Source organism: Sulfitobacter sp. W074 (assembly GCF_025142275.1).
Taxonomy (GTDB): Bacteria; Pseudomonadota; Alphaproteobacteria; order Rhodobacterales; family Rhodobacteraceae; genus Sulfitobacter; species Sulfitobacter profundi.
Genome location: NZ_CP081130.1, coordinates 622816 through 643089 on the forward strand (window position 1 = coordinate 622816; position 20274 = coordinate 643089).

General features: G+C 59.9%; 19 protein-coding genes and 2 tRNA genes. 15 read left to right on the forward strand and 6 right to left on the reverse strand.

All coding sequences use genetic code 11. From position 1 onward, the window contains the following. Positions 1-4 precede the first annotated feature (4 nt). The 5 genes from K3762_RS03075 (at position 5) to K3762_RS03095 (ending at position 5735) form a co-directional block, all read left to right on the forward strand. On the forward strand, positions 5-1309 hold the full coding sequence (locus tag K3762_RS03075) for a sugar ABC transporter substrate-binding protein (protein WP_260011397.1): 1305 nt from the start codon (positions 5-7) through the stop codon (positions 1307-1309). Positions 1310-1427: 118 nt separating this feature from the next. Further along, positions 1428-2294: a carbohydrate ABC transporter permease gene (locus tag K3762_RS03080; protein ID WP_120350206.1), complete on the forward strand. Its 867-nt coding sequence runs from the start codon at positions 1428-1430 to the stop codon at positions 2292-2294. 12 nt (positions 2295-2306) lie between these two features. Further along, a complete protein-coding gene (locus K3762_RS03085) occupies positions 2307-3137 on the forward strand; it encodes a carbohydrate ABC transporter permease (protein ID WP_067625898.1) in 831 nt (276 codons plus the stop codon). 15 nt (positions 3138-3152) lie between these two features. Further along, a complete protein-coding gene (locus K3762_RS03090) occupies positions 3153-4157 on the forward strand; it encodes an ABC transporter ATP-binding protein (RefSeq protein ID WP_120350207.1) in 1005 nt (334 codons plus the stop codon). Between the two features lie 72 nt (positions 4158-4229). Continuing rightward, the gene (locus K3762_RS03095; protein WP_260011402.1) at positions 4230-5735 is read left to right on the forward strand and encodes a mannitol dehydrogenase family protein; all 1506 of its coding nucleotides are present in this window, start codon (positions 4230-4232) and stop codon (positions 5733-5735) included. 3 nt (positions 5736-5738) lie between these two features. On the opposite strand, the gene arsJ is transcribed toward K3762_RS03095, so the two are convergent. From arsJ to K3762_RS03110, 3 genes are read right to left on the reverse strand one after another with little or no spacing between them, the layout of a single operon-like run. Then, entirely contained in the window at positions 5739-7001 is a 1263-nt protein-coding gene (gene arsJ, locus K3762_RS03100) for an organoarsenical effux MFS transporter ArsJ (RefSeq protein ID WP_260011405.1), read from the reverse strand. Beyond that, positions 6998-7996, reverse strand: a complete 999-nt coding sequence (locus tag K3762_RS03105; protein ID WP_067939467.1) for an ArsJ-associated glyceraldehyde-3-phosphate dehydrogenase — start codon at positions 7994-7996, stop codon at positions 6998-7000. Before K3762_RS03105 ends, arsJ begins: the two co-directional genes overlap by 4 nt. Continuing rightward, positions 7993-8835, reverse strand: coding sequence for a helix-turn-helix domain-containing protein (locus K3762_RS03110; RefSeq protein WP_132444672.1), 843 nt, complete (start codon positions 8833-8835; stop codon positions 7993-7995). The genes K3762_RS03105 and K3762_RS03110 overlap by 4 nt, the downstream gene beginning before the upstream one ends. A 623-nt stretch (positions 8836-9458) precedes the next feature. Here K3762_RS03110 and K3762_RS03115 point away from each other — a divergent pair. Both K3762_RS03115 and K3762_RS03120 read left to right on the forward strand, forming a co-directional pair. After that, the gene (locus tag K3762_RS03115; protein ID WP_120350211.1) at positions 9459-10178 is read left to right on the forward strand and encodes a LuxR family transcriptional regulator; all 720 of its coding nucleotides are present in this window, start codon (positions 9459-9461) and stop codon (positions 10176-10178) included. Positions 10179-10248: 70 nt separating this feature from the next. After that, positions 10249-10956 carry an SDR family oxidoreductase gene (locus tag K3762_RS03120; RefSeq protein ID WP_132444670.1) on the forward strand — a complete coding sequence of 236 codons (708 nt, stop codon included), beginning with the start codon at positions 10249-10251 and terminating at the stop codon, positions 10954-10956. Positions 10957-10971: 15 nt separating this feature from the next. On the opposite strand, the gene K3762_RS03125 is transcribed toward K3762_RS03120, so the two are convergent. After that, positions 10972-12753, reverse strand: a complete 1782-nt coding sequence (locus tag K3762_RS03125; RefSeq protein WP_260011409.1) for a histidine kinase N-terminal 7TM domain-containing protein — start codon at positions 12751-12753, stop codon at positions 10972-10974. Between the two features lie 434 nt (positions 12754-13187). Between K3762_RS03125 and K3762_RS03130 the strand changes: the two genes are divergently transcribed. From K3762_RS03130 to K3762_RS03140, 3 genes are all read left to right on the forward strand, one after another. Next, positions 13188-14708, forward strand: coding sequence for an MHYT domain-containing protein (locus K3762_RS03130; RefSeq protein ID WP_260011410.1), 1521 nt, complete (start codon positions 13188-13190; stop codon positions 14706-14708). Positions 14709-15040: 332 nt separating this feature from the next. Next, positions 15041-16489 (forward strand): histidine kinase dimerization/phosphoacceptor domain -containing protein, encoded by a 1449-nt coding sequence (locus K3762_RS03135; protein ID WP_120350214.1) that lies wholly within the window; start codon positions 15041-15043, stop codon positions 16487-16489. 6 nt (positions 16490-16495) lie between these two features. Then, entirely contained in the window at positions 16496-16855 is a 360-nt protein-coding gene (locus K3762_RS03140; protein ID WP_120350215.1) for a response regulator, read from the forward strand. Between the two features lie 27 nt (positions 16856-16882). Here the strand turns inward: K3762_RS03140 and K3762_RS03145 are convergent. After that, positions 16883-16959: transfer RNA gene (locus K3762_RS03145), tRNA-Arg, on the reverse strand. A 103-nt stretch (positions 16960-17062) separates the two neighbouring features. Here K3762_RS03145 and K3762_RS03150 point away from each other — a divergent pair. Then, a complete protein-coding gene (locus tag K3762_RS03150) occupies positions 17063-17584 on the forward strand; it encodes a superoxide dismutase family protein (RefSeq protein WP_260011411.1) in 522 nt (173 codons plus the stop codon). Between the two features lie 224 nt (positions 17585-17808). Here K3762_RS03150 and K3762_RS03155 read toward each other — a convergent pair. Continuing rightward, a tRNA-Thr gene (locus tag K3762_RS03155) sits at positions 17809-17883 on the reverse strand. Positions 17884-17968: 85 nt separating this feature from the next. Here K3762_RS03155 and K3762_RS03160 point away from each other — a divergent pair. The 4 genes from K3762_RS03160 to K3762_RS03175 are packed head-to-tail and all read left to right on the forward strand — an operon-like array spanning position 17969 to position 20246. Beyond that, the gene (locus tag K3762_RS03160; protein WP_162931795.1) at positions 17969-18145 is read left to right on the forward strand and encodes a hypothetical protein; all 177 of its coding nucleotides are present in this window, start codon (positions 17969-17971) and stop codon (positions 18143-18145) included. Positions 18146-18148: 3 nt separating this feature from the next. After that, positions 18149-19420, forward strand: a complete 1272-nt coding sequence (gene murA, locus K3762_RS03165) for a UDP-N-acetylglucosamine 1-carboxyvinyltransferase (protein ID WP_120350217.1) — start codon at positions 18149-18151, stop codon at positions 19418-19420. Further along, positions 19417-19887: a DUF2948 family protein gene (locus K3762_RS03170; RefSeq protein ID WP_067623929.1), complete on the forward strand. Its 471-nt coding sequence runs from the start codon at positions 19417-19419 to the stop codon at positions 19885-19887. Before murA ends, K3762_RS03170 begins: the two co-directional genes overlap by 4 nt. A gap of 29 nt (positions 19888-19916) precedes the next feature. Next, on the forward strand, positions 19917-20246 hold the full coding sequence (locus K3762_RS03175) for a hypothetical protein (protein ID WP_260011412.1): 330 nt from the start codon (positions 19917-19919) through the stop codon (positions 20244-20246). Positions 20247-20274: the final 28 nt, after the last annotated feature.

Sequence of the window (20274 nt, forward strand, 5' to 3'; positions counted from 1 at the left end):
ATTGATGTTCTCGAATAAATCATTGCACGCTGCGACGGCCCTGTCCCTGATCATGGGCGGCGGCGCTTTTGCTGAGACGATCACCATCGCCACCGTGAACAACGGCGACATGATCCGGATGCAAGGCTACACCGACAAATTCACCGAAGAGACCGGCCACGAAGTGGAGTGGGTCACGTTGGAAGAGAACGTGCTGCGCCAGCGCGTCACCACCGACATCTCGACCAAGGGCGGTTCTTTCGACATCATGACCATCGGCATGTACGAGACGCCGATCTGGGGCGCGAACGGCTGGCTGGTGCCGCTGGACGACCTCAGCGAAGACTATGACGCAGACGATATCCTGCCCGCCATGGCCGGTGGTTTGAGCCACGAAGGCACGCTTTACGCGGCACCTTTCTATGGCGAAAGCTCCATGATCATGTACCGCACGGATCTGATGGAAAAAGCTGGCATGGAAATGCCGAAAGACCCGACTTGGGAATTCATCCGCGAAGCCGCCGCCGCCATGACCGATCGTGAGAACGACATCAATGGCATCTGCCTGCGTGGCAAGGCCGGTTGGGGCGAAGGCGGCGCGCTGATCACGGCGATGTCCAACTCCTTTGGCGCACGCTGGTTCGACGAAGACTGGAACGCCCAGTTCGACACCGAGGCTTGGGCCAACACCATCAACTTCTACAAAGACCTGATGGATGAGAGCGGCCCAGCGGGCTATGCCTCCAACGGCTTCAACGAGAACCTCTCGCTGTTCCAGCAGGGCAAATGTGGCATGTGGATCGACGCCACAGTGGCGGCGTCCTTCGTGACCAATACCGATGATTCCACCGTGGCCGACAAGGTTGGTTTTGCGCTGGCACCGGACACAGGCCTTGGCAAACGTTCCAACTGGCTCTGGGCCTGGGCGCTGGCGATCCCGGCGGGCACTCAGAAAGAAGATGCCGCGAAAGAGTTCATCGAATGGGCCACCTCGAAAGACTACATCGAGCTGGTTGCCGAGAACGAAGGTTGGGCCAACGTTCCTCCCGGCGCGCGCAAGTCGCTCTATGAGAACCCCGAGTACCAGAAAGTGCCTTTTGCACAGATGACGCTCGACTCGATCCTCTCGGCTGATCCTGAGAACTCCACCGTCGATCCGACGCCTTATGTCGGTGTTCAGTTCGCCGCGATCCCAGAGTTTGCAGGCATCGCGACCGACGTGAGCCAAGAGTTCTCTGCCGCCTATGCCGGTCAGCAGACCGTCGAAGAGGCACTTGAGAAGGCACAGGACCTGACCAACGACGCAATGGAAGCTGCTGGCTACCGCTAAGCCGCTGCTTCTCCGGCACAAAGGGCGGCAAACACCGCCGCCCTTTTCCGCCCAACCACCTGATATGATACCCTTCACCTAAACGCGGCATCCGCCGCCTGCAGAGGAGATGTGCCCGATGGCTACCCAACATTCCCGATCAGCGGCACGCCTGATGATGGCCCCTGCGGTGGTCTTGCTCCTTGGATGGATGCTCATCCCGCTGACCATGACGCTCTATTTTTCCTTCAAGAAATACCTGCCGATGCGCGGCGGTGATCTGGGCTGGGTGGGGTTTGACAACTACGTGCGTTTCGTCACCTCGAGCGCCTTCTGGCCCTCGGTGATGACCACGCTGATTATCGTCGGCGGTGTGCTGGCGATCACGGTAGGCTTGGGCATCTTGCTCGCCATCCTGTTGAACCAGCCGATGTGGGGGCAGGGCTTTGTCCGCATCCTCGTCATCGCGCCCTTCTTTGTTATGCCCACCGTTTCGGCGCTGGTGTGGAAGAACATGTTCATGGACCCGAACTACGGGCTTTTCGCCTACCTTTGGGAATTCTTCGGGGCGACCCCGGTGCAATGGATGAGCCAAGCCTCGCTGACCTCGATCATTATCATCGTGTCATGGCAGTGGCTGCCCTTTGCGACGCTGATCCTGCTCACCGCGATCCAATCGCTTGACCGCGAGCAGCTTGACGCTGCTGAGATGGACGGCGCCCCCGCCACCAAACGTTTCGCCTATATCACCCTGCCGCATCTGGGCCGCGCGATCACCGTGGTGATCTTGATCCAGACGATCTTTCTGCTGTCGATCTTTGCGGAGATTTTCGTGACCACGGGCGGTGCCTTTGGGACCAAAACACTGACCTATCTCATCTTCCAGCGGGTGCTGGAAAGCCAGAACATCGGCCTTGGATCGGCAGGCGGTGTCTATGCAATCATTCTCGCCAATATCGTTGCCATCTTCCTGATGCGCATCGTCGGCAAGAACCTGGACGCCTGAGGAGGAGACATCATGGCACGCGCAGTCACCAGACAACGCAAGATCGTCAACACGGCCCTCGCATGGGGTATCGGTTTCCTGATCTTCTTCCCCATCCTTTGGACCATCCTCACCAGCTTCAAGACCGAAGCACAGGCCATCGCCGATCCGCCGATCTTCCTCGGCTTTGATTGGACGCTGGCCAATTACGAGGCGGTTCTGGAACGCTCGAACTACGGGCGCTTCTTGTGGAACTCGATCATCATCGCCGGGGGCTCGACCGTTCTTGGCATCTTGATTGCGGTGCCCGCCGCATGGTCGATGGCCTTTGTGCCCGGCAAGCGGACCAAAGACATCCTGCTCTGGATGCTCTCGACCAAGATGCTGCCCGCGGTCGGTGTGCTCTACCCGATCTACCTGCTCTGCATCCAGTTCGGTGTTCTCGACAGCAAGATCGCTTTGGTCATCATCTTGATGCTCATCAACCTGCCGATCATCGTCTGGATGCTTTATACCTACTTCCGCGAGATCCCTGGCGAGATCTTGGAAGCGGCACGGATGGATGGGGCAAGCCTGCGTGAAGAGGTGCTCTATGTCCTCACGCCCATGGCGATCCCCGGCATTGCCTCCACGCTGCTCTTGAACTTCATCCTCGCATGGAACGAAGCCTTCTGGACGCTCAACCTCACCGCGGCCAAAGCGGCACCGCTCACCGCCTTCATCGCGAGCTATTCCAGCCCCGAAGGCCTTTTCTACGCGAAACTCAGCGCGGCCTCCACCATGGCCATCGCGCCAATCCTCATCCTCGGCTGGTTCAGCCAGAAGCAGCTTGTCAGCGGCCTGACATTCGGCGCAGTCAAGTAAGTAAGGGACAGTCACATGGGACAAATCAAACTTAATCAGGTTTCCAAAAGCTTCGGCGATGTGGAAGTCATTCCGCCCCTTGATCTGACCATCGAAGACGGCGAATTCACCGTCTTCGTCGGCCCCTCGGGCTGCGGGAAATCTACACTGCTGCGGCTGATTGCGGGGTTGGAGGATATCACCTCGGGCCATATCGACATCGACGGCACGGATGCGACCCATGTGCCGCCCGCGAAACGCGGTCTGGCGATGGTGTTCCAATCCTACGCGCTTTACCCGCATATGTCGGTGCGCAAGAACATCGCCTTTCCGATGAAGATGGCCGGGCTGCCTGCGGATGAACAAAACCGTCGGATCGAAGCGGCTGCCAAAGCGCTGAACTTGACTGACTACCTTGACCGTCGTCCGGGCCAACTGTCAGGCGGTCAGCGCCAGCGTGTGGCCATTGGCCGTGCCATTGTGCGGGAGCCTTCGGCGTTCCTTTTCGATGAGCCGCTGTCGAACCTCGATGCCGCGCTGCGGGTGGGGATGCGTCTGGAAATCAGCGAGCTTCACAAGCGGCTGGCCACGACGATGATCTACGTCACCCACGATCAGGTCGAAGCGATGACCATGGCCGACAAGATCGTCGTGCTGCGCGCGGGCTATATCGAACAGGTCGGCACCCCGCTTGAGCTTTACTACAAGCCGCGCAACGAATTCGTCGCGGGTTTCATCGGCTCGCCCAAAATGAACCTCATCAAAGGTGCCGAAGCCGAAGCGCGCGGCGCGCCGACCATCGGCATCCGCCCCGAGCATTTTGACGTCTCCACCACCGAGGGCGCTTGGGAAGGCACCATCGGTGTGGCCGAGCATCTGGGCTCTGACACCTTCTTGCACATCCACGGTGTCGCGGGCTGTGACCCGATGACCGTGCGTGTGGATGGGGAGTTGTCGGTCAAACATGGCGACCGGATTTTCCTCACCCCGCAGGCGGACAAGCTGCACCGGTTCGATGCGCAGGGCCTTCGGGTCGAGTGATGCAAGCGACAGGAACGACAGGCCGACCCCCGCACCCTCTCCCCGGTGCGCGGCCCTACAAGGATGTGGATCATGGATAAACTGGTAGACCTCTCGAACGCGACGCTGGGCGATCTTGATATCGCGCGGCCCACCTATGACCGCAGCGCCCTGACCCCCGGCATCGTGCATATCGGCGTCGGCAATTTTCACCGCGCGCATCAGGCGTGGTATCTGCACCGTTTGATGCAGAACGGCCAAGCGCATGACTGGGCGATCCTCGGCGCGGGCGTGCGCCCCTATGATGCGGCGATGCGCGAGAAGCTCTTGGCGCAGGACTGTCTGACGACGCTGATCGAACTCGACCCCGCGCAGACCTCGGCCGAGGTTGTGGGCTCCATGATCGACTACCTGCCGATCGAGGAAGGCAACGGCGCCTTGATCCGCGCCATGGCCGATCCGGCCATTCGCATCGTCGGGCTGACGGTCACGGAAAGCGGCTATTACATCGACCCAGTGAGCAAGGGTTTTGACGCCGCTCACGCCGATATTGTCCATGACGCGGCGAACCCTGACACCCCGCGCACCGCCTTTGGGGCCATTGTCGCGGCCCTGCGCTTGCGGCGCGATGCCGGGCAGGGGCCGTTCACGGGGCTCAGCTGTGACAATCTGCAAGGCAATGGCGATATCCTGCGCCAAGCGGTCGTGTCGCTCGCGCGGCTGTCCGACCCGGCGCTGGCCGACTGGATTGAAACGAACGCCAGCTTCCCCAACTCCATGGTCGATTGCATCGCCCCGGCCACCGGCCCGGCCGAGATCGCGCAGGCGCGGGAGTTTGGCGTGAACGACGCGGCCCCCGTCACGCATGAAGCCTTTCGCCAATGGGTGATCGAAGACGATTTCTGCGCAGGCCGCCCCAATTGGGATCAGGTGGGGGCCACCTTCTCGGACGATGTGCATGCCTATGAAAAGATGAAGATCCGTATCCTCAATGCGGGCCATCAGGTTTTGGCGAACGTCGGTGAAGTGCTGGGGATCGAGACGATTTCGGCCACCATGGCGCATCCGGCGATCCGCGCGATGTTCCACCGCGTACAGGCCGAAGAGATCACCCAGACGGTCGCCCCGGTGCCCGGGATGACGCCGCTGGCATACCTCGATCTGATCGAACAGCGGTTCTCGAACCCGCGTATCGTCGACACCACGCGCCGCGTCGCATTTGATGGCTCTGCACGGCACACCGGTTTTGTCCTGCCGATCTTGCGGGATCAACTGGCGGCGGGGCGCTCAGTCTCTGGCTTGGCCTTGGTCGAAGCTCTCTGGGCGCGGATGTGTGCAGGCACGCGCGAAAACGGCAGCGAGATCGTGGCGAATGATCCGATCTGGGACGATCTGCAATTCGTGGCGCAGGCCGCGCGGGAACGGCCCGAAGCGTGGCTAGAGCAAGACCGCCTTTACGGTGATCTGGCGCAGGTCGACGCCTTCCGTGATGCTTTTGTCGCTTGGCTCACGCTGATCTGGGACGAGGGCGCCGTCGCGGCGATGACCGCCTATACGCAGGACGGTCAAAGCAACGGTCGCGCCAGCAAAGCAGGCTAACGGTCAGCCTTGGTCGGGTTTCAAGAACCCGACCAGCAGCGCCGACAGGGCCACCATGATCGCCGCCGCCCCCAGCATCAGGGGCAGCCCGCCAATTTGATAGCTCAGCCCCGACATCAACGTGCCCAACAGCCGCCCGGCGGCATTGGCCATGTAGTAAAACCCCACATCCATCGTCACCCGCTCGGCCTTTGTGAAGGACAAGATGAGGTAGGAGTGCAGGGAAGAGTTCACCGCAAAGACCGCGCCAAAGGTCAAGAGGCCGATCACAAGCGTCACGGTGAGCCATGTCTGCGGTCCGTCGCTGAGCAGCGCGGCGAGTGTCAGCGCCGCAGGCACGGCGGCCAATGCCCACGCCCAGCCCTTCGCGGCTAGGATCAACTCACCTGCAGGGCGAGATTTTGCCCGCAGCAAGCGCGGCGCATAGATCTGCACCAAGCCATAAAGGATCACCCAGACCGCCATAAAGGTGCCGATCATGAAGAAGGCCGCGCGGTTGCTTTCTTCCGTGCCGTCCGAGAGGACCGCGTAGAAATAGATGGGGATGCCCACCACGAACCACACATCCCGCGCGCCGAACAGAAACACCCGTGCCGCGCTCAGCCAATTCACGTTGGGGGATTTGGAGAAGACTTCGGAGAACTTCGCGCCCCTGCGGCCCTTCGGCAGGCCGGGCGGCATGGCGGTCAGGACGGCGATCAGGATCAGCGCAAGGATCGCGGCCATGCCCAGCACCGCCCAGACAAAGCCGAGCGTGGCCAGCAACGCCGCGCCGAGCAGAAAGCCCAGACCCTTGACCATGTTCTTGGAGCCCGTCAGCAGCGCGACCCAGCGAAAAAGCCCGCCATCCTCAGCCGGCGCCAGCAGCTTCACGGCGGATTTCGACGACATCTTGGCCAAATCCTTGGCCACCCCGCTTGCACCCTGAACCAGCATGACGAACACCACCGAGGCACCAACCGCCCAAGACGGATCAAGCTGCGCCAGCGCCAGCAGCGCCACGATCTGCAAGCCCAGCCCCGCATAAAGCGTCGAGGCCAGCCCAAACCGCGCCGCGATCCAACCCGCGCAGAGGTTGGTGACAACCCCCGCGATCTCATAAAGCACAAAGAGATAGGCCAGTTGCACGGGCGAAAAGCCAAGCCGGTGAAAGTGCAACAGCACCAACATGCGCAACGCGCCATCGGTCAGCATAAAGGCCCAATAGGCCGCCGTGACTGCGATATAGGCCGATAGCCCCTCGGGGCGGGTCGCGCTCTGGCTCACAGACTTGCCCCGACCATCAGCGCTACGTCAACCAAACGGTGCGCGTAGCCCATCTCATTGTCGTACCAAGCGTAGATTTTTACCTGCGTGCCATTCACCACCATGGTGGAGGGCGCGTCGATGATGCTTGAGCGAGTGTCGTTTGTGTAGTCTGCCGAGACGAGCGGGCGCTCCTCATAGCCGAGGATGTCTTTCAACTCGCCTTCGGCTGCGGCTTTGAACAGGGCGTTCACCTCTTCCACGGTCGTCTCACGCTCTACCTCGAACACGCAATCGGTCAGCGAAGCGTTCAGCAGTGGCACCCGCACCGCATGGCCGTTCAAGCGGCCTTTGAGTTCGGGATAGATTAGCGTGATCGCCGTGGCGCTGCCAGTGGTCGTCGGGATCAGCGAGTTCAGGGCCGAGCGCGCGCGGCGCAGATCTTTGGCAGGGCGGTCGACGATGGTTTGCGTGTTGGTTACATCGTGGATCGTGGTGATGGAGCCGTGTTTGATCTTCATCGCCTCATGGATCACCTTCACCACCGGGGCGAGGCAGTTGGTCGTGCAGCTTGCCGCCGTGACGATCCGGTGCCGGGCAGGGTCATAGACATCATCGTTGACGCCATAGACGATATTGGCCGCGTCACCGTCTTTTACAGGGGCCGAGATCACCACCTTCTTCACCCCCGCCTCGAAATAGGGGGCGAGTTTGGCGTCGGTTTTGAAGACCCCGGTGCAATCGATCACCACATCCACCCCGTCGAGCGGCAGCGCGCTGAGGTCGCGGGTGCCGATAAAGGGCAGGCGGGTGCCGTTGATGCTCACGCTGTCGGCGTCATGCGCGAAATCAGCCTGCCAGCGCCCGTGCACCGTGTCGAACTCCAACAGATGTGCGTGCATCTCCGGGTCGCCCACCGCGTCGTTGATCCATGCGATCTCCGCCCCCTGATCCAGCAGGGGTTTCAAGGCGAGCTTGCCGATGCGGCCAAGGCCATTGATGGCATAGACGGTCATGCGGAGAATCCTTCTTTGTCGGTTTGGCCCGCGTCATCGAGCGCTTTTTGCAGCGAAATACGGTCGAGCGAGGTCAGTGGCAGGCTGGTAAAGCCCAACATTCGGTTGCGCAGCGTGCCATAGGCTTGCTGAAAGGCGAGGCTCTTTTCGGCGTCGGAGCCTTCGACCTTCACCGGATCGGGCAGGCCCCAATGGGCGGTGATCGGTTGGCCGGGCCATGTGGGGCACTCTTCGTTAGCTGCTTGATTGCAAACGGTAAAAACGAAATCAAAACCGGGCGCGTCTTCGGTCTGAAACTCGGATATATGTTTCGACCGAAGCTGCGTCACGTCATGGTCCTTCTGCTTGAGCACCTCTACCGCGAAGGGGTTCAATGCGGATTGTGGCCGGGTGCCTGCGGAGTAGACATTAAACCGATCCCCCGCGAGGTCGCGCAGGATGCTTTCGGCAAAGATCGACCGGGCGGAATTGCCGGTACAGATGAACAGGACGTTGAACTTGTCATCGCTCATGCCCGCGTTTCCATCTGAAGACGTGAGGGGGAGGCAAATCTCTGGCCGTCCGCGACAGCAGTCGTTCAGCAGGTAGCCGATGGTGTCACGGGCAGCCGCAAGATCAATCGCATAGCGCAGCGAGGTGCCTTGCCGTTCTTGGGTCACCAGCCCGGCCTGCATCAGCGCGCCGATATAGGTCGAGAGGGTGTTGGGCTTGAGACCAAGCGCTTGCGCCAGTTCGGTCGCTGGCACCCGGTCCGGGTAGCGGCGCATCAGCAGCCGAAAAAGCGCGAGACGCTGCGGATGGCCGAGGGTGGCAAGGCGGTTGGGAATTATTTGTTCCATAATTCGTGAATTACAGAACTATATGTCAGATTGCCAGTGAAAATTTTGTAACAGCGCAATCTTGCAGGCGTATGAAAACGATGCTTCGCTTTGACGATTCACTCGCGACTATAAATTTTACTAGGTTTACAGGCGCACTCAGGCTCAATCAGTCAAGAACTGCCAGAAATTTAATCAAACTATAACAAATGCTTGAGGATCGATCGCGGGAATCTTGTTATCGGAGTTTGCGGCTGCGCTAATGATAGCCAAACAAGAGATGCGCGCTCAGGTTGACGCGATCTTTTGACAGGGCCTGCCATTTGGCTCTGTTCCGGCCCCTGCTTCGGGACGCCGCGCCCTTGTCCGCTGAGTTGGACGCTTTTGTTGTTGTAGGGGGCGCATAGGTTTTCGGGCAGGGGCCGCTTTATGCCCTGCACGGCCTCAAGCGTGGGGGCGAACGTTCCGATCTTTGGTCGGGCGGTCCTTTGCCTTGTCCCTTGGTCATTAGGGCAAAAATGCAACGTCTCTGCCCGTTTCCCCCATTCCGGGAAATCATTCACGGCGGTGATGTTCCCTCAGGGGTTGAGGCGTCCTATCAAGGTGCTCAGTTTTTAACCAAATGAGCTTTTGAACGCCGCCCTATGGTGACCCCGCTTTCCGACCGCTACCTCCTCCTGAAAGAGCAACGACCAGACATCAAGCCGACCGAGATGCTGCAGGTCTTGGCGCAGGAGATGGGGTTGAACAACCTGTCATATCTGGGGTTTCACAAAACCAACCCCGGCAACAGCGATCCGGTCATTCACACGACCTATGACCCGGCTTGGCTGACGCGCTACCAAGAGGAAAGCTATCATTTGATCGACCCGGTGGTTGACCAATCCCTTGAGGGCACCTTGCCCGTGGACTGGAGCGAATTGCCCAAGGTAGACCGGACCACCCGCAATTTTTTCGGGGAGGCGATGGAGTTTGGCGTGCGTCAAAACGGCGTGTCGATCCCCATTCGGGACCACCTGCATGGAAAGGCGGTGCTCACGCTGAACTCTGACCTGCGCATTCATGAATGGCGCAAATACAAGCGTGGCATCATCGCCGATGCTATCTATCTGGGCTGTTTGATCCAAAGTGACATCGTGGCGAATCTTGCCAGCGCCCCGCTGGGGCCGCGGTTAAGCACCCGCGAGAAGGAAGTGCTAAAATGGGCCGCCGTGGGCAAAACCGCTTGGGAAACGGGGCAGATCATGACGGTGGCGGCCAGCACGGTGAACCACCACCTCTATAATGCCTGCGCAAAGCTCCAGGTGACCAACAAAACCCATGCGGTGGCCAAGGCAATTCGGGCGCAAATCATCACGATCTGACCGACCGCGCGGGCAGGGCTTGGCGGCAGCTTTGTCGCGCGGTAAGCCGCCGCCAGCATAGGAGAACGACATGGAACTGCGCGACAAACGTATTTTGGTTACCGGCGGCAGCGACGGGATCGGGCGGCACATCTGCCTGAAACTGGCGGAGACCGGCGCGCGGCTGGCCATTCTGGGCCGCGATGAGACGCGGTTGCAGGCGGTGGCCGAGGCCTGCACAGCCGCAGGCGCGGCAGAGGCCGTGGGGCTGACCTGCGATCTGCAAGACCCATCGGCGATCGACCATGCCGCGGCGCAGGTGTTGGCGCGCTTTGGCGGGCTTGATATCCTGATCAACAACGCCGGGATTTGGCACAAGGCCGGGCCGCTCGACACAATCGCGCCTGTGATGCTGCAGGCCACGGTGCAGACCAATCTGACCGGTCTGATGCAGATGACACAGGCAACGCTGCCCGCGCTGCGCGACAATGACGAGGCGATCATCCTCAATGTCGTGTCGAAATCCGGTGTCGTGGCGCAGGCGGGGCAGTCGGTTTATACGGCCACGAAATACGGCGTGCGCGGCTTTACCGAGGTGCTGAAGGCGGATGAGGAAAACACCGGCGTGCGGATTGGCGGGCTGTATCAGTCGGGCACCAATACCGGCATGTTCGCCAAGGCCGGAGAGGATGTGCCGAACCACATTTTCACCGAACCGGATGATCTGGCCGATGTGGTGGTCTTTGTCCTCTCACGTCCGCCGAAACTGTGGATCCACGACATCCGCATCGAACTTTAACCGCGAAGGGCGCGCTTAGTCAGTGCCTTGCAGCGCGCCTTGGGCCGCTTGCGGGGCGGGCTCTGCCTCGGCCCCGATGCCGAATTCGACATGGAAGGTCGATCCGACACCGGCCTCGCTTTCGTAAAACAGATCACCCGCCATCTGCCGCGCCAGTTGGCGGGAGATATGCAGGCCAAGGCCAGAGCCTTGGGTCGATTTCTGACCGTCGTCGTCAAGCTGTCCGAAGCGGCCAAAGACCCGCTCCTCCATCCCCTCAGGGATGCCGCGCCCATGATCGCGGATAGAGATCCTGACCCGGCCTTGGTGCGCCGTCAGCCTGCCCTCCACGGTGTCGCCAACATGGGAGAATTTCACCGCGTTCGAGATCAGATTGTCGACCACCTGCCGGATCGCAAAGGCATCGCCCAAGACCACGGCAGGCTGCGTGATCTTGCCGATATCCAGCCTGATGCCGCGCTCATGCGCGTACATGCGGTTTTCCTCGATGCTTTCGCGCAGCAGGGCGGGCAGGTCGACGGGCAGCCACTCAAGTGCCAGCGCCTGTACCTCAAGCTTTTGCACCAGCAGGATATTATCGACCAGACGGGACAGGCGGACCCCGTTGCGATGGGCAATATCGAGCGAGGAACGCAGCGGGCCCTTGACCTCGCCCAGTTTGCCGCTGAGCGCCAATGCCAAGCCGCCCTTCAGTGAGGTCAGCGGCGTGCGCAGCTCATGGCTGACGACCGAGATGAATTCATCCTTTGCCCGGTTGGCCTCATCGGCCTCTTTCAGTGCTTGTTCAAGGGCCGTAGTGGTGGCGATCTGGTGGGTGACATCGACGAAGGTGACGCTCCAACCGATGACGGGGCCGGCGGGGGAGAGCGGGTTTTCGATGGGGTGAATGCGCGGCTCATAGAGGCGTTCATCGCAGGTGATATGGGCAGAGGCGGTCTGCGCCGTTTGCGCCTTTATCCCAGCGATCAGATCATTGCCCAAGGTCGGATCCGTCAAAAGCCCGCTGCGCTTAGCCGCGGCGTTCGAGCGAATGACGTGTCGCCGCGCGTCCAATAGGATGAGCGGTTCGCTCATCGTGTCAAACAGGGTCGATTGCCCGACAGAGGGCATATCCATCGTTTTGTTGGTCACCAGCAGCCATGAAAAGGCGAAGATGCCCAAGGTGAACATGAACGCCGTCGGATCAAGGCCAAGGACCGTGAAGCCGAACAGCGCATAGGCCGCGTTCGCGCCCAGGGGGATCAGGGTGATCACCACCAGCATCGTCAGCAGCGGCCAAGCGGCCCGTTTCGCCCGCAAAAATGCGCGCCCCAGCCAGATGAGCGTCGCCATCACAAAGCAATAGAGCACCGCAAGGACAAGGAAATATACCGCGCCATGTTCAAAGGTGATCTGATCCTTGCCGGGCTGGATCGCGGTCTCGGCGGTATAGATCAGGTGGTGCCAGCCGTTCGTCGCGGCGAGGACAAAGGCCGCCAGTGGCACGGCGATCAGGGCCAAAAGGCTCGCCCGGCCACGCGCATGGTTCGAGGGGCCGACATACTCAAAGATGAAGAACGACCACGCGACCGGAACCAGAGCATGACCCAGCCACGCCAGTTGCGCCTGTTGCATCTGGCAGGCGTAGCCGGGCGTTGCGGCTTCGGCTCCGACCATCATCAGGGTCCAGATCATCCCGGCAAAGGTTAGCGCATAGTAAACCTTGCCATGGAACTCTTGAAACTTGAGCGTCCATAGGGCGACAGCCGCAGCGATCACGCTGACGGCAAGCACGGCCCAATAGACCGGGTCAAGCATTAGCCCCTGAAAACACGTTAGCATGGCAGAGTTACCTATGAACCAAATTGAATATGCGCAGATCAGCATTGGAATGCGGCGCAAGTTTGGCGCTCTAGTGGCGTATTAAGGCAGGGCGACGCAACCCTTGGATGTGAAGGGCGTCAATTGGTACCGTCACTTTCACCAATCGGACGATGCGATTGCATCCCTCAACAGGGGCGAAGGGGCGTTCAGAGTGGGCTACGCGGTGGGGCAAGCGCGCAGTGGCGGGCCGCAGAAACCGGGACATGAGCCCCCGGGAGCGCTTCCCCCGCTCTCCGGCACCTACCACGGTTTCACTATATGAAATTACCGCCAAAAAGAACCCACTCGAACACGGTTTCGACGCATTCCCCGCGCAACACTGGCCTCATTATCTTGAGGTTTAAAAAATGCTTACAGTGGCTCATTCTATGCACTCTGACCACGATATGACGTTGGTCTTGCTTGCCGCGCTTTTGTGCGCATTCGGCAGCTGGGTGATTGCAAATCTTTACCGACACGGGCTCAAGCAGACACCGCGTCAGGCGTTGTTGTGGTATTTTCTGACCGCCGTGACCTCTGGCATCGCCATTTGGTGCACGCATTTCATCGCCATGTTGGCCTATCAGCCCGATGCGCCGGTAAGCTTCGACTTTGGTCTTACTTTCGCCTCGTTGGTGATCGCGATTACCGGGTCTACGGTCGGCATTCTCATTGCGGGGATGTTTCGCAGACGGGTCACGACCGTGATCGGGGGGGTGATCTTGGGGCTGTCGATCTCGGCCATGCATTACACCGGGATGGTCGCCTATCGGATCGAGGGGATCATTCACTGGGATAAGACCTATCTTGTCGCCTCGGTTCTGCTCGCCATGGTGCTGTCGACCGTGGCTTTGTTCTTTGGCGCGCAGGGCGACAAATACGCCCGGTCGAAAATGACAGCGAGCTTTGCCTTGGCGATCGTCGGTCTGCACTTTACCGGGATGGCTGCCTTTCATGTGACACCGACAACCTTGATCGGTGGCCATAGCAACCCTGATGAGTACAGACTGCTGGCGCTGGTTATCGCAGGGACGGCTGCGATGATCGTGATGGGCGGGCTGTTCACCTATTTCATCGAAAACCGCACGCGGTTGGAGAACATCGTCGAATTGCGCCAAGCCCGGGATGAGGCCCGCGATGCCAGCCGCGCCAAGTCAGAGTTCATGAGCGTTCTGAGCCACGAGTTGCGCACGCCGCTAACGATCATCAACGGCTACGCCAGCTTTTTGACGGGGCTCAAGGGCCATACCATCGCCAAGCTGAAGCCGAACGAGCAAATCTCGAAGGTGCATTTTGAAGAACTGGGGGACCAGACAGAGCGTTATGGCGGCCGTATCAAATCTGCGGGCGACCATTTGTTAACCATCATCAATGAACTCCTCGACTATACCAGTATCGAGCTTAACTCGATCAAGCTTAACAAAAACTCTTTTCAGGCTGGCGAACTGCTGGCCGAGTTGGAGGAGCAATTTCAGGGGCTGGCCAAGGAAAAGCAGGCGGTGCTGGAGATCGAATGTGATGACTTCGACGTTTTCGCCGACCGTGGGCGCTGCAAACAGATCCTGATCAACCTTTTAGGCAACGCGCTGAAGTTCTCATCGGCCTCCAGCATTCGCATGCGGGCCAAGAGGGTCGGCGATACCTGCCGGCTTGAGGTCGAAGACAACGGCTGCGGGATGCCGGAAGAGGATTTGCAGCGGATCTTCCAAGCCTTCATTCAAGCGGAATCGGCCGCCAAAAGCGCCGATGGCGGCACGGGGCTTGGCCTTGCGATCAGCAAGAAGCTCGCCGCGGCGCATGAGGGAGACATTCAAGTGGAAAGTGCTGTCGGGGTCGGGACGAAGTTCACCGTGGATCTGCCCGATTGCGCTTCGGAGATCAGAGTGGAGAATGCGCTCGCCGCGGCGTAACGGGGGCTGTGGCGGGGCAGGCGCGATTTGAGGTGGTTGCGCTTGCTTGATAGGCGGAAAGCCCAAGGCTCTCCGGGCGCGCTACGGCTTAACTAGCCTTGTTGAACGTCTCAAGCGCTATTGGCAGCCCCCTTTGGTCGCCGGGTCAATGGAAGCCGGGCGCAACTTTTCTCGCGCATGGGTTGCCCACATGTTTCTGAAACTGCTTGCGGTCCCCCACATCAACGCAGTTTGGTACAACTTAACTTAAATTAGTATCTCTTTGCTTTTATGTTCTAAATTAAAGGGCTACGATCAATAGTGAAGATGGTAAGTACCGGGAGAGCGGGCCTATGGGCGGTGGTGAATCGGCGAATGCGCGCGTGCCGAGATCTGCAATTTTTGCAGCGTCCCCCCATGGCTATCTTGTTTTAGATACTGATCTTATGATCATCGACGTGAATGACCGGTATCTTTGCATCACCGGGTCAAAAGCCGATGATCTCATTGGGAAACTGCTGTTCGATGCATTTCCGGATGATCCTTCTGACGCTACGGCGGATGGCACCAACAATCTGCGCAAGTCGCTTGAGATTGTCGCCGCCACTGGCAAGCCGCATCGGATGGCCGTTCAGAAATACAATATCCCCATTCGCGACAGCGTCGACGGGGCCTTTGAAGAGAAGTATTGGCAGCCGTTCAACGCGCCTGTTTTCCAAGACGGCCAGCTGATCGCGCTTATTCACCATGTCGAAGATGTCACCTCGGAATTCATTGGTCGCCGCGACCAAGCGATACGGCTCAATCTGGCAAAACAGGTGTCGGGTGTCGGCTATGGGGAACTGGACCTTCAGACCGGCACCGCGAATGTATCGCATGAGTTGGCCGATCTTTTCGGCTATCCAGATACCGAGGGAACCTTTCCGATCACCAAGCTTTTTGAGCGTATCCATCCCGATGATCTGGAGCATGTGAAGAAGAGCTTGGAAGGGGTCACGGCCAGTGATGCAACGGTAAACGCCGACTATCGGATCGTCTTGCCCCGAGGGGATATTCGATGGCTGAACACACGTGGCGAAGTGCTTTTTGAGCATGGCAAACCCGCGCGGTTCATCGGTGCGTCCCTCGATCTGACCCATTCCAAAAAGCGCGAAGAGGTCTTGCAGAAAACGCTGACCGAGAGGGACAAGCTTCTAGAGCAGAAAGAAACGCTGCTGGGGGATGTAAATCACCGGATCAAGAACAGCCTGCATCTGGTGTCGAGCATCCTACGCCTTGAAGCCGCGTCGGTGGAAGACGACCACGTCAAACACAGTCTGCAGCAGGCCTCTTTGCGGGTGCATGCCGTAAGCTCGGTTCATGAACTTATCTATAAATCTCAGAACGTTACCCATGTGGATGTCGGTGAATACATCCCGCAACTCGTCGACTTTCTTTCAACCAGCACAGAGACCGACAGCAGGCGGATTGAGAATGTTGTCTACGCGCAGGCGGTCGTTCTTCCGACGGATCTGGCGATCAACCTTGCGCTGCTGATCAATGAGCTTGTGACCAACGCGCATAAACATGCCTTCGTTGAGCGGGAACAGGGCCGGGTAGATGTTCGTTTGCATCAAGAGGGAACCCTTTTGACCTTGACGGTATCGGACGATGGGATCGGTAGCGCGAAAGGTCTAGAGAGGGTCGGTCTCGGTTCGAAGATCGTGGCGGGCATTGTTAGCCAGCTTGGGGCGACGATGGAGAAGAGGGCAACAGAGCATGGTTATTGCGTCGAGATTGAGATCCCCATGCCTGCCGGGTAATGCCCGGTGAATATTCTGATCGTCGAAGATGAATTTCTGATTGCCTTGGACCTTCAGATGCAGCTCGAACAGCTTCAGCATTCCGTTCTTGGCCCGGTCAAGGATTTCGCGGCCTGCCGGGAGGTGGTGACGCAGTCCCGCCCGGACTTGGCGTTCATGGACCTTCGACTGGCGAATGGAGAATCTGGCGAGGACCTCGCACAGTGGTTGCTGAGCGAACACAATATCCGCTGCATCTTTTTGAGCGGCAACCTGGACGAACCGACCCAGACACGGCTGAGAGGGCTTGAACCGATTGCCATGCTCGGCAAACCCACTTTTCCGCATCTGATCGCAGCAGCGATTGACGATTTCGCGCGCGGGTAAGTGGGCGCGGGTAGGCGTGGCGGAAATTGGCGCTCCCTGAAGGATTCGAACCCTCGACCTGCCGATTAGAAGTCGGCTGCTCTATCCAGCTGAGCTAAGGGAGCACTCGGCCGCTTATAGGGGCAAGCCTTGCCCTGCATCAAGAGGAACCCGACGCGGGCCGGGTGGGTTGAGCCGTCATCGACATATAACCCAACGGAGGAAGCCATGTACCTGCGCAATATCCTACTCGGGGCCGCTTTGGCCACAACGGGCGCCGTCGCGGCGCAGGCCGAAGGCCATATGCAAACGGCAGCATCTGCTCAGGTGGCGGGCAATTCGGATGATATCTCGGGCAATGTTACCCTGAACACGACCGCCTCGGGCCGGACCTTGGTAAAGATCGACGTGACTGGCGTGCCCGCGGGCACCCATGGCGTGCACTTGCATGAAACCGGCGATTGTTCCGCAGATGATTTCAAATCTGCTGGGGGCCATATCGCGGGGGACCACAAGCATGGTGTGCTCGTCGAAGGTGGGCCGCATCCGGGTGACATGCCCAATATGGAAGTGGGGGAAGATGGCGTGCTTCAGGCCGAAGTCTTTCTCGATCTGCTCGATATCAAGACCATGATCAAAGATGACAACGGCGCGGCTTTCATTATTCACAGCGGTGCGGACGACTACGAATCGCAGCCCTCCGGCGATGCGGGCTCGCGCATTGCCTGCGGTGCCTTTGAGGCTTCGTAACGGGATCTGAGACTTGGGCACCCCGGTCTCGTTTATTCGGGGTTGGGGTGTCGAATCGGCGCGGTGCCGCTGATCGGCGCGGGCGGGCAAGAAGCGGACGGCATGCCCATATGATGCAGGGAAGAACCGGACTCTCGCACTCAGACTGCCGCGCCGCGGCGGGCGTAGGTCGAGGGACCATCGCTCATGCGAGGTGGGGTGTATTTAGCGGAATGATGGGTAAATGGTGCTGCTGGAGAGAATTGAACTCTCGACCTCTCCCTTACCAAGGGAGTGCTCTACCTCTGAGCTACAGCAGCGCCGTGGGCGGGTGATTAGCCGCAATCGAAAGGGGGTGCAACCCCTGATCTGGACCCTTCTTGCACCCTGCGCTAGATAGGCGGCATGGCAAAGCAAAACGCCCCGGAAAAGAACGCGAAAACACCCTCTGCGCGGGAGGCGCGGCTGAAGGCTGCGCTCAAGGCGAATATGGCCCGGCGCAAGGCGCAGGCCCGTGCGCGGGCCGAGGATGTGGCGCAGGATACAGGCAATGGCCCCGACGGGTCGGAAAAGGACAGCTGAACGATGGATTCCATTCTGGTCAAAGGCGGCGGTGCGCTGAACGGGCAAATTCCCATCGCGGGGGCCAAGAACGCCTGTTTGGCGCTGATGCCCGCAACATTGCTGAGCGAAGAGCCACTGACGTTGACCAACGCGCCGCGGCTGAGCGACATCCGCACCATGACCGAACTGCTGCGCTCTCTGGGGGCGGAAGTCACCTCAATGCAAGACGGCAAGGTCATCACGATGGCCAGCCACGGGCCGATCAATACCCGTGCGGAATATGACATCGTGCGCAAGATGCGCGCCTCTAACCTCGTGCTGGGTCCGTTGCTGGCGCGGGAAGGCCATGCCGAAGTCTCGCTGCCCGGCGGCTGCGCGATTGGCGCGCGTCCGATGGATATTCACACCGATGGGCTGGCCAAGATGGGCGCGGAAATCGATCTGCGTGACGGCTATCTCTATGCCAAGGCTGAGGGCGGCAAGCTCAAGGGCGCCGTGATCGACTTCCCTTTTGCCTCTGTCGGGGCGACCGAGAATATCTTGATGGCCGCGACTTTGGCCAAGGGCACGACCGTCATCAACAACGCCGCGCGGGAGCCTGAGATCGTCGATCTGGCGGACTGTCTGCGGGCCATGGGCGCGCAGATTGAAGGTGACGGCACACCGAGCATCACCATTCAGGGCGTCGATAGCCTGCATGGGGCGACCCATAAAGTTGTGACCGACCGTATTGAGCTTGGCACCTATATGCTGGCGCCAGCCTTTTGCGGCGGCGAAGTGGAACTGCTGGGCGGGCGGATCGACCTGTTGCAGGCGTTCTGCGAAAAGCTCGACGCGGCAGGGATCGAGGTGACTGAGACACAGGCTGGCCTCAAGGTGGCGCGGCGCAATGGCCGCATCTCGGCGGTGGATGTCACGACAGAGCCATTCCCCGGCTTTCCGACCGACCTTCAGGCTCAGATGATGGCGTTGCTCTGCACTGCGGAAGGGACCTCTGTACTGGAAGAGAAGATTTTCGAGAACCGCTTCATGCACGCCCCGGAATTGATCCGCATGGGCGCGCGGATTGATGTGCACGGCGGCACGGCCAAGGTCACTGGCGTTAAGAAACTCAAAGGCGCGCCGGTTATGGCGACCGATTTGCGAGCGTCGATCTCACTCATCCTCGCCGGGCTGGCCGCCACCGGAGAGACCACGGTAAGCCGGGTCTACCACCTTGATCGCGGCTATGAGCATGTGGTGTCCAAGCTGCGCGGCGTGGGTGCGGATATCGAAAGGATCAGCAGCAAATGACCGAAGATGCACGTTTCGAAGATGGCCGCGAAGCGCCGTTGAACCTCGGCGCATTGGATGCCGAGGATCTCACGGTGATCGCCTCGCTCACGCAAGATGCGGTGTTTCCCGCATCGGAAATGCGCTGGCACCGCACGGGCGCGCGTTTCGCGCTGCTGCTGAACCGGCTGCGGCATGAGGATACGGGGGCCGCACGTCATGCGCCCGAGCGGGTGCAATCGGTGCTGATGTTCAACAACGTGCAGCGTGTGGCAAGCCAAGGCGTGCCCAAGGGCGATGCCGATACCATCCTCTCCCTGCTCGACATCACGTTCGAGCAAACCGACGCGCCTTCGGGCCATGTCACGCTGACCTTGGCCGGAGACGGCGCGATCCGGTTAGAGGTCGAGGCTCTGGAGGTAACGCTCAAGGATGTGACACGTCCCTATGTGGCCCCTTCAAAGAAAAGGCCCGTTCACCCCGAGTGACATCCCGTCACGGTGGCAAGGATCGCAAGATGTCGGAACTAAAACAGACTAGATTTACGCGGGGGCGCGTGGCGGCCCTGATGACCGAAGCGACGGGCTGGGCGCTTTTGCTGCTTGGTGTGGCGCTGGCGGTGCGGCATCTGTTGGGCACGGTCACCTTGCCGGGGCTTTTGGCCCCTGCCGCGGCGATTGCGGGCGGGCTGTTTGCCATTCTGGCAGCCCATGTCGCGCGCGCCGTGTTCGACAACGCCCAAGACACCCGCGCCATGCGTTTGGCGCAGCGCTCCGCCCCCAGTGCCGCTGTCAAAACATCGGGCCTGCGGGCCGAGCCCAGCCTGCGCCGTCCTTCCGCGCCTTGATACCTTTGGGCCAGCCCGCTGCGGTGGC

Bases quoted from the DNA above. Each gene is read 5' to 3' on its own strand.
- K3762_RS03130 (WP_260011410.1), top strand. From the start codon at position 13,188: ATGCACTCTGACCACGATATGACGTTGGTCTTGCTTGCCGCGCTTTTG.
- K3762_RS03095 (WP_260011402.1), top strand. From the start codon at position 4,230: ATGGATAAACTGGTAGACCTCTCGAACGCGACGCTGGGCGATCTTGAT.
- murA (WP_120350217.1), top strand. From the start codon at position 18,149: ATGGATTCCATTCTGGTCAAAGGCGGCGGTGCGCTGAACGGGCAAATT.
- K3762_RS03115 (WP_120350211.1), top strand. From the start codon at position 9,459: ATGGTGACCCCGCTTTCCGACCGCTACCTCCTCCTGAAAGAGCAACGA.
- K3762_RS03175 (WP_260011412.1), top strand. From the start codon at position 19,917: ATGTCGGAACTAAAACAGACTAGATTTACGCGGGGGCGCGTGGCGGCC.
- K3762_RS03075 (WP_260011397.1), top strand. From the start codon at position 5: ATGTTCTCGAATAAATCATTGCACGCTGCGACGGCCCTGTCCCTGATC.
- K3762_RS03135 (WP_120350214.1), top strand. From the start codon at position 15,041: ATGGGCGGTGGTGAATCGGCGAATGCGCGCGTGCCGAGATCTGCAATT.
- K3762_RS03120 (WP_132444670.1), top strand. From the start codon at position 10,249: ATGGAACTGCGCGACAAACGTATTTTGGTTACCGGCGGCAGCGACGGG.
- K3762_RS03110 (WP_132444672.1), bottom strand. From the start codon at position 8,835: ATGGAACAAATAATTCCCAACCGCCTTGCCACCCTCGGCCATCCGCAG.
- K3762_RS03080 (WP_120350206.1), top strand. From the start codon at position 1,428: ATGGCTACCCAACATTCCCGATCAGCGGCACGCCTGATGATGGCCCCT.
- K3762_RS03150 (WP_260011411.1), top strand. From the start codon at position 17,063: ATGTACCTGCGCAATATCCTACTCGGGGCCGCTTTGGCCACAACGGGC.
- K3762_RS03085 (WP_067625898.1), top strand. From the start codon at position 2,307: ATGGCACGCGCAGTCACCAGACAACGCAAGATCGTCAACACGGCCCTC.
- K3762_RS03125 (WP_260011409.1), bottom strand. From the start codon at position 12,753: ATGCTTGACCCGGTCTATTGGGCCGTGCTTGCCGTCAGCGTGATCGCT.
- K3762_RS03105 (WP_067939467.1), bottom strand. From the start codon at position 7,996: ATGACCGTCTATGCCATCAATGGCCTTGGCCGCATCGGCAAGCTCGCC.
- K3762_RS03090 (WP_120350207.1), top strand. From the start codon at position 3,153: ATGGGACAAATCAAACTTAATCAGGTTTCCAAAAGCTTCGGCGATGTG.
- K3762_RS03160 (WP_162931795.1), top strand. From the start codon at position 17,969: ATGGCAAAGCAAAACGCCCCGGAAAAGAACGCGAAAACACCCTCTGCG.
- K3762_RS03170 (WP_067623929.1), top strand. From the start codon at position 19,417: ATGACCGAAGATGCACGTTTCGAAGATGGCCGCGAAGCGCCGTTGAAC.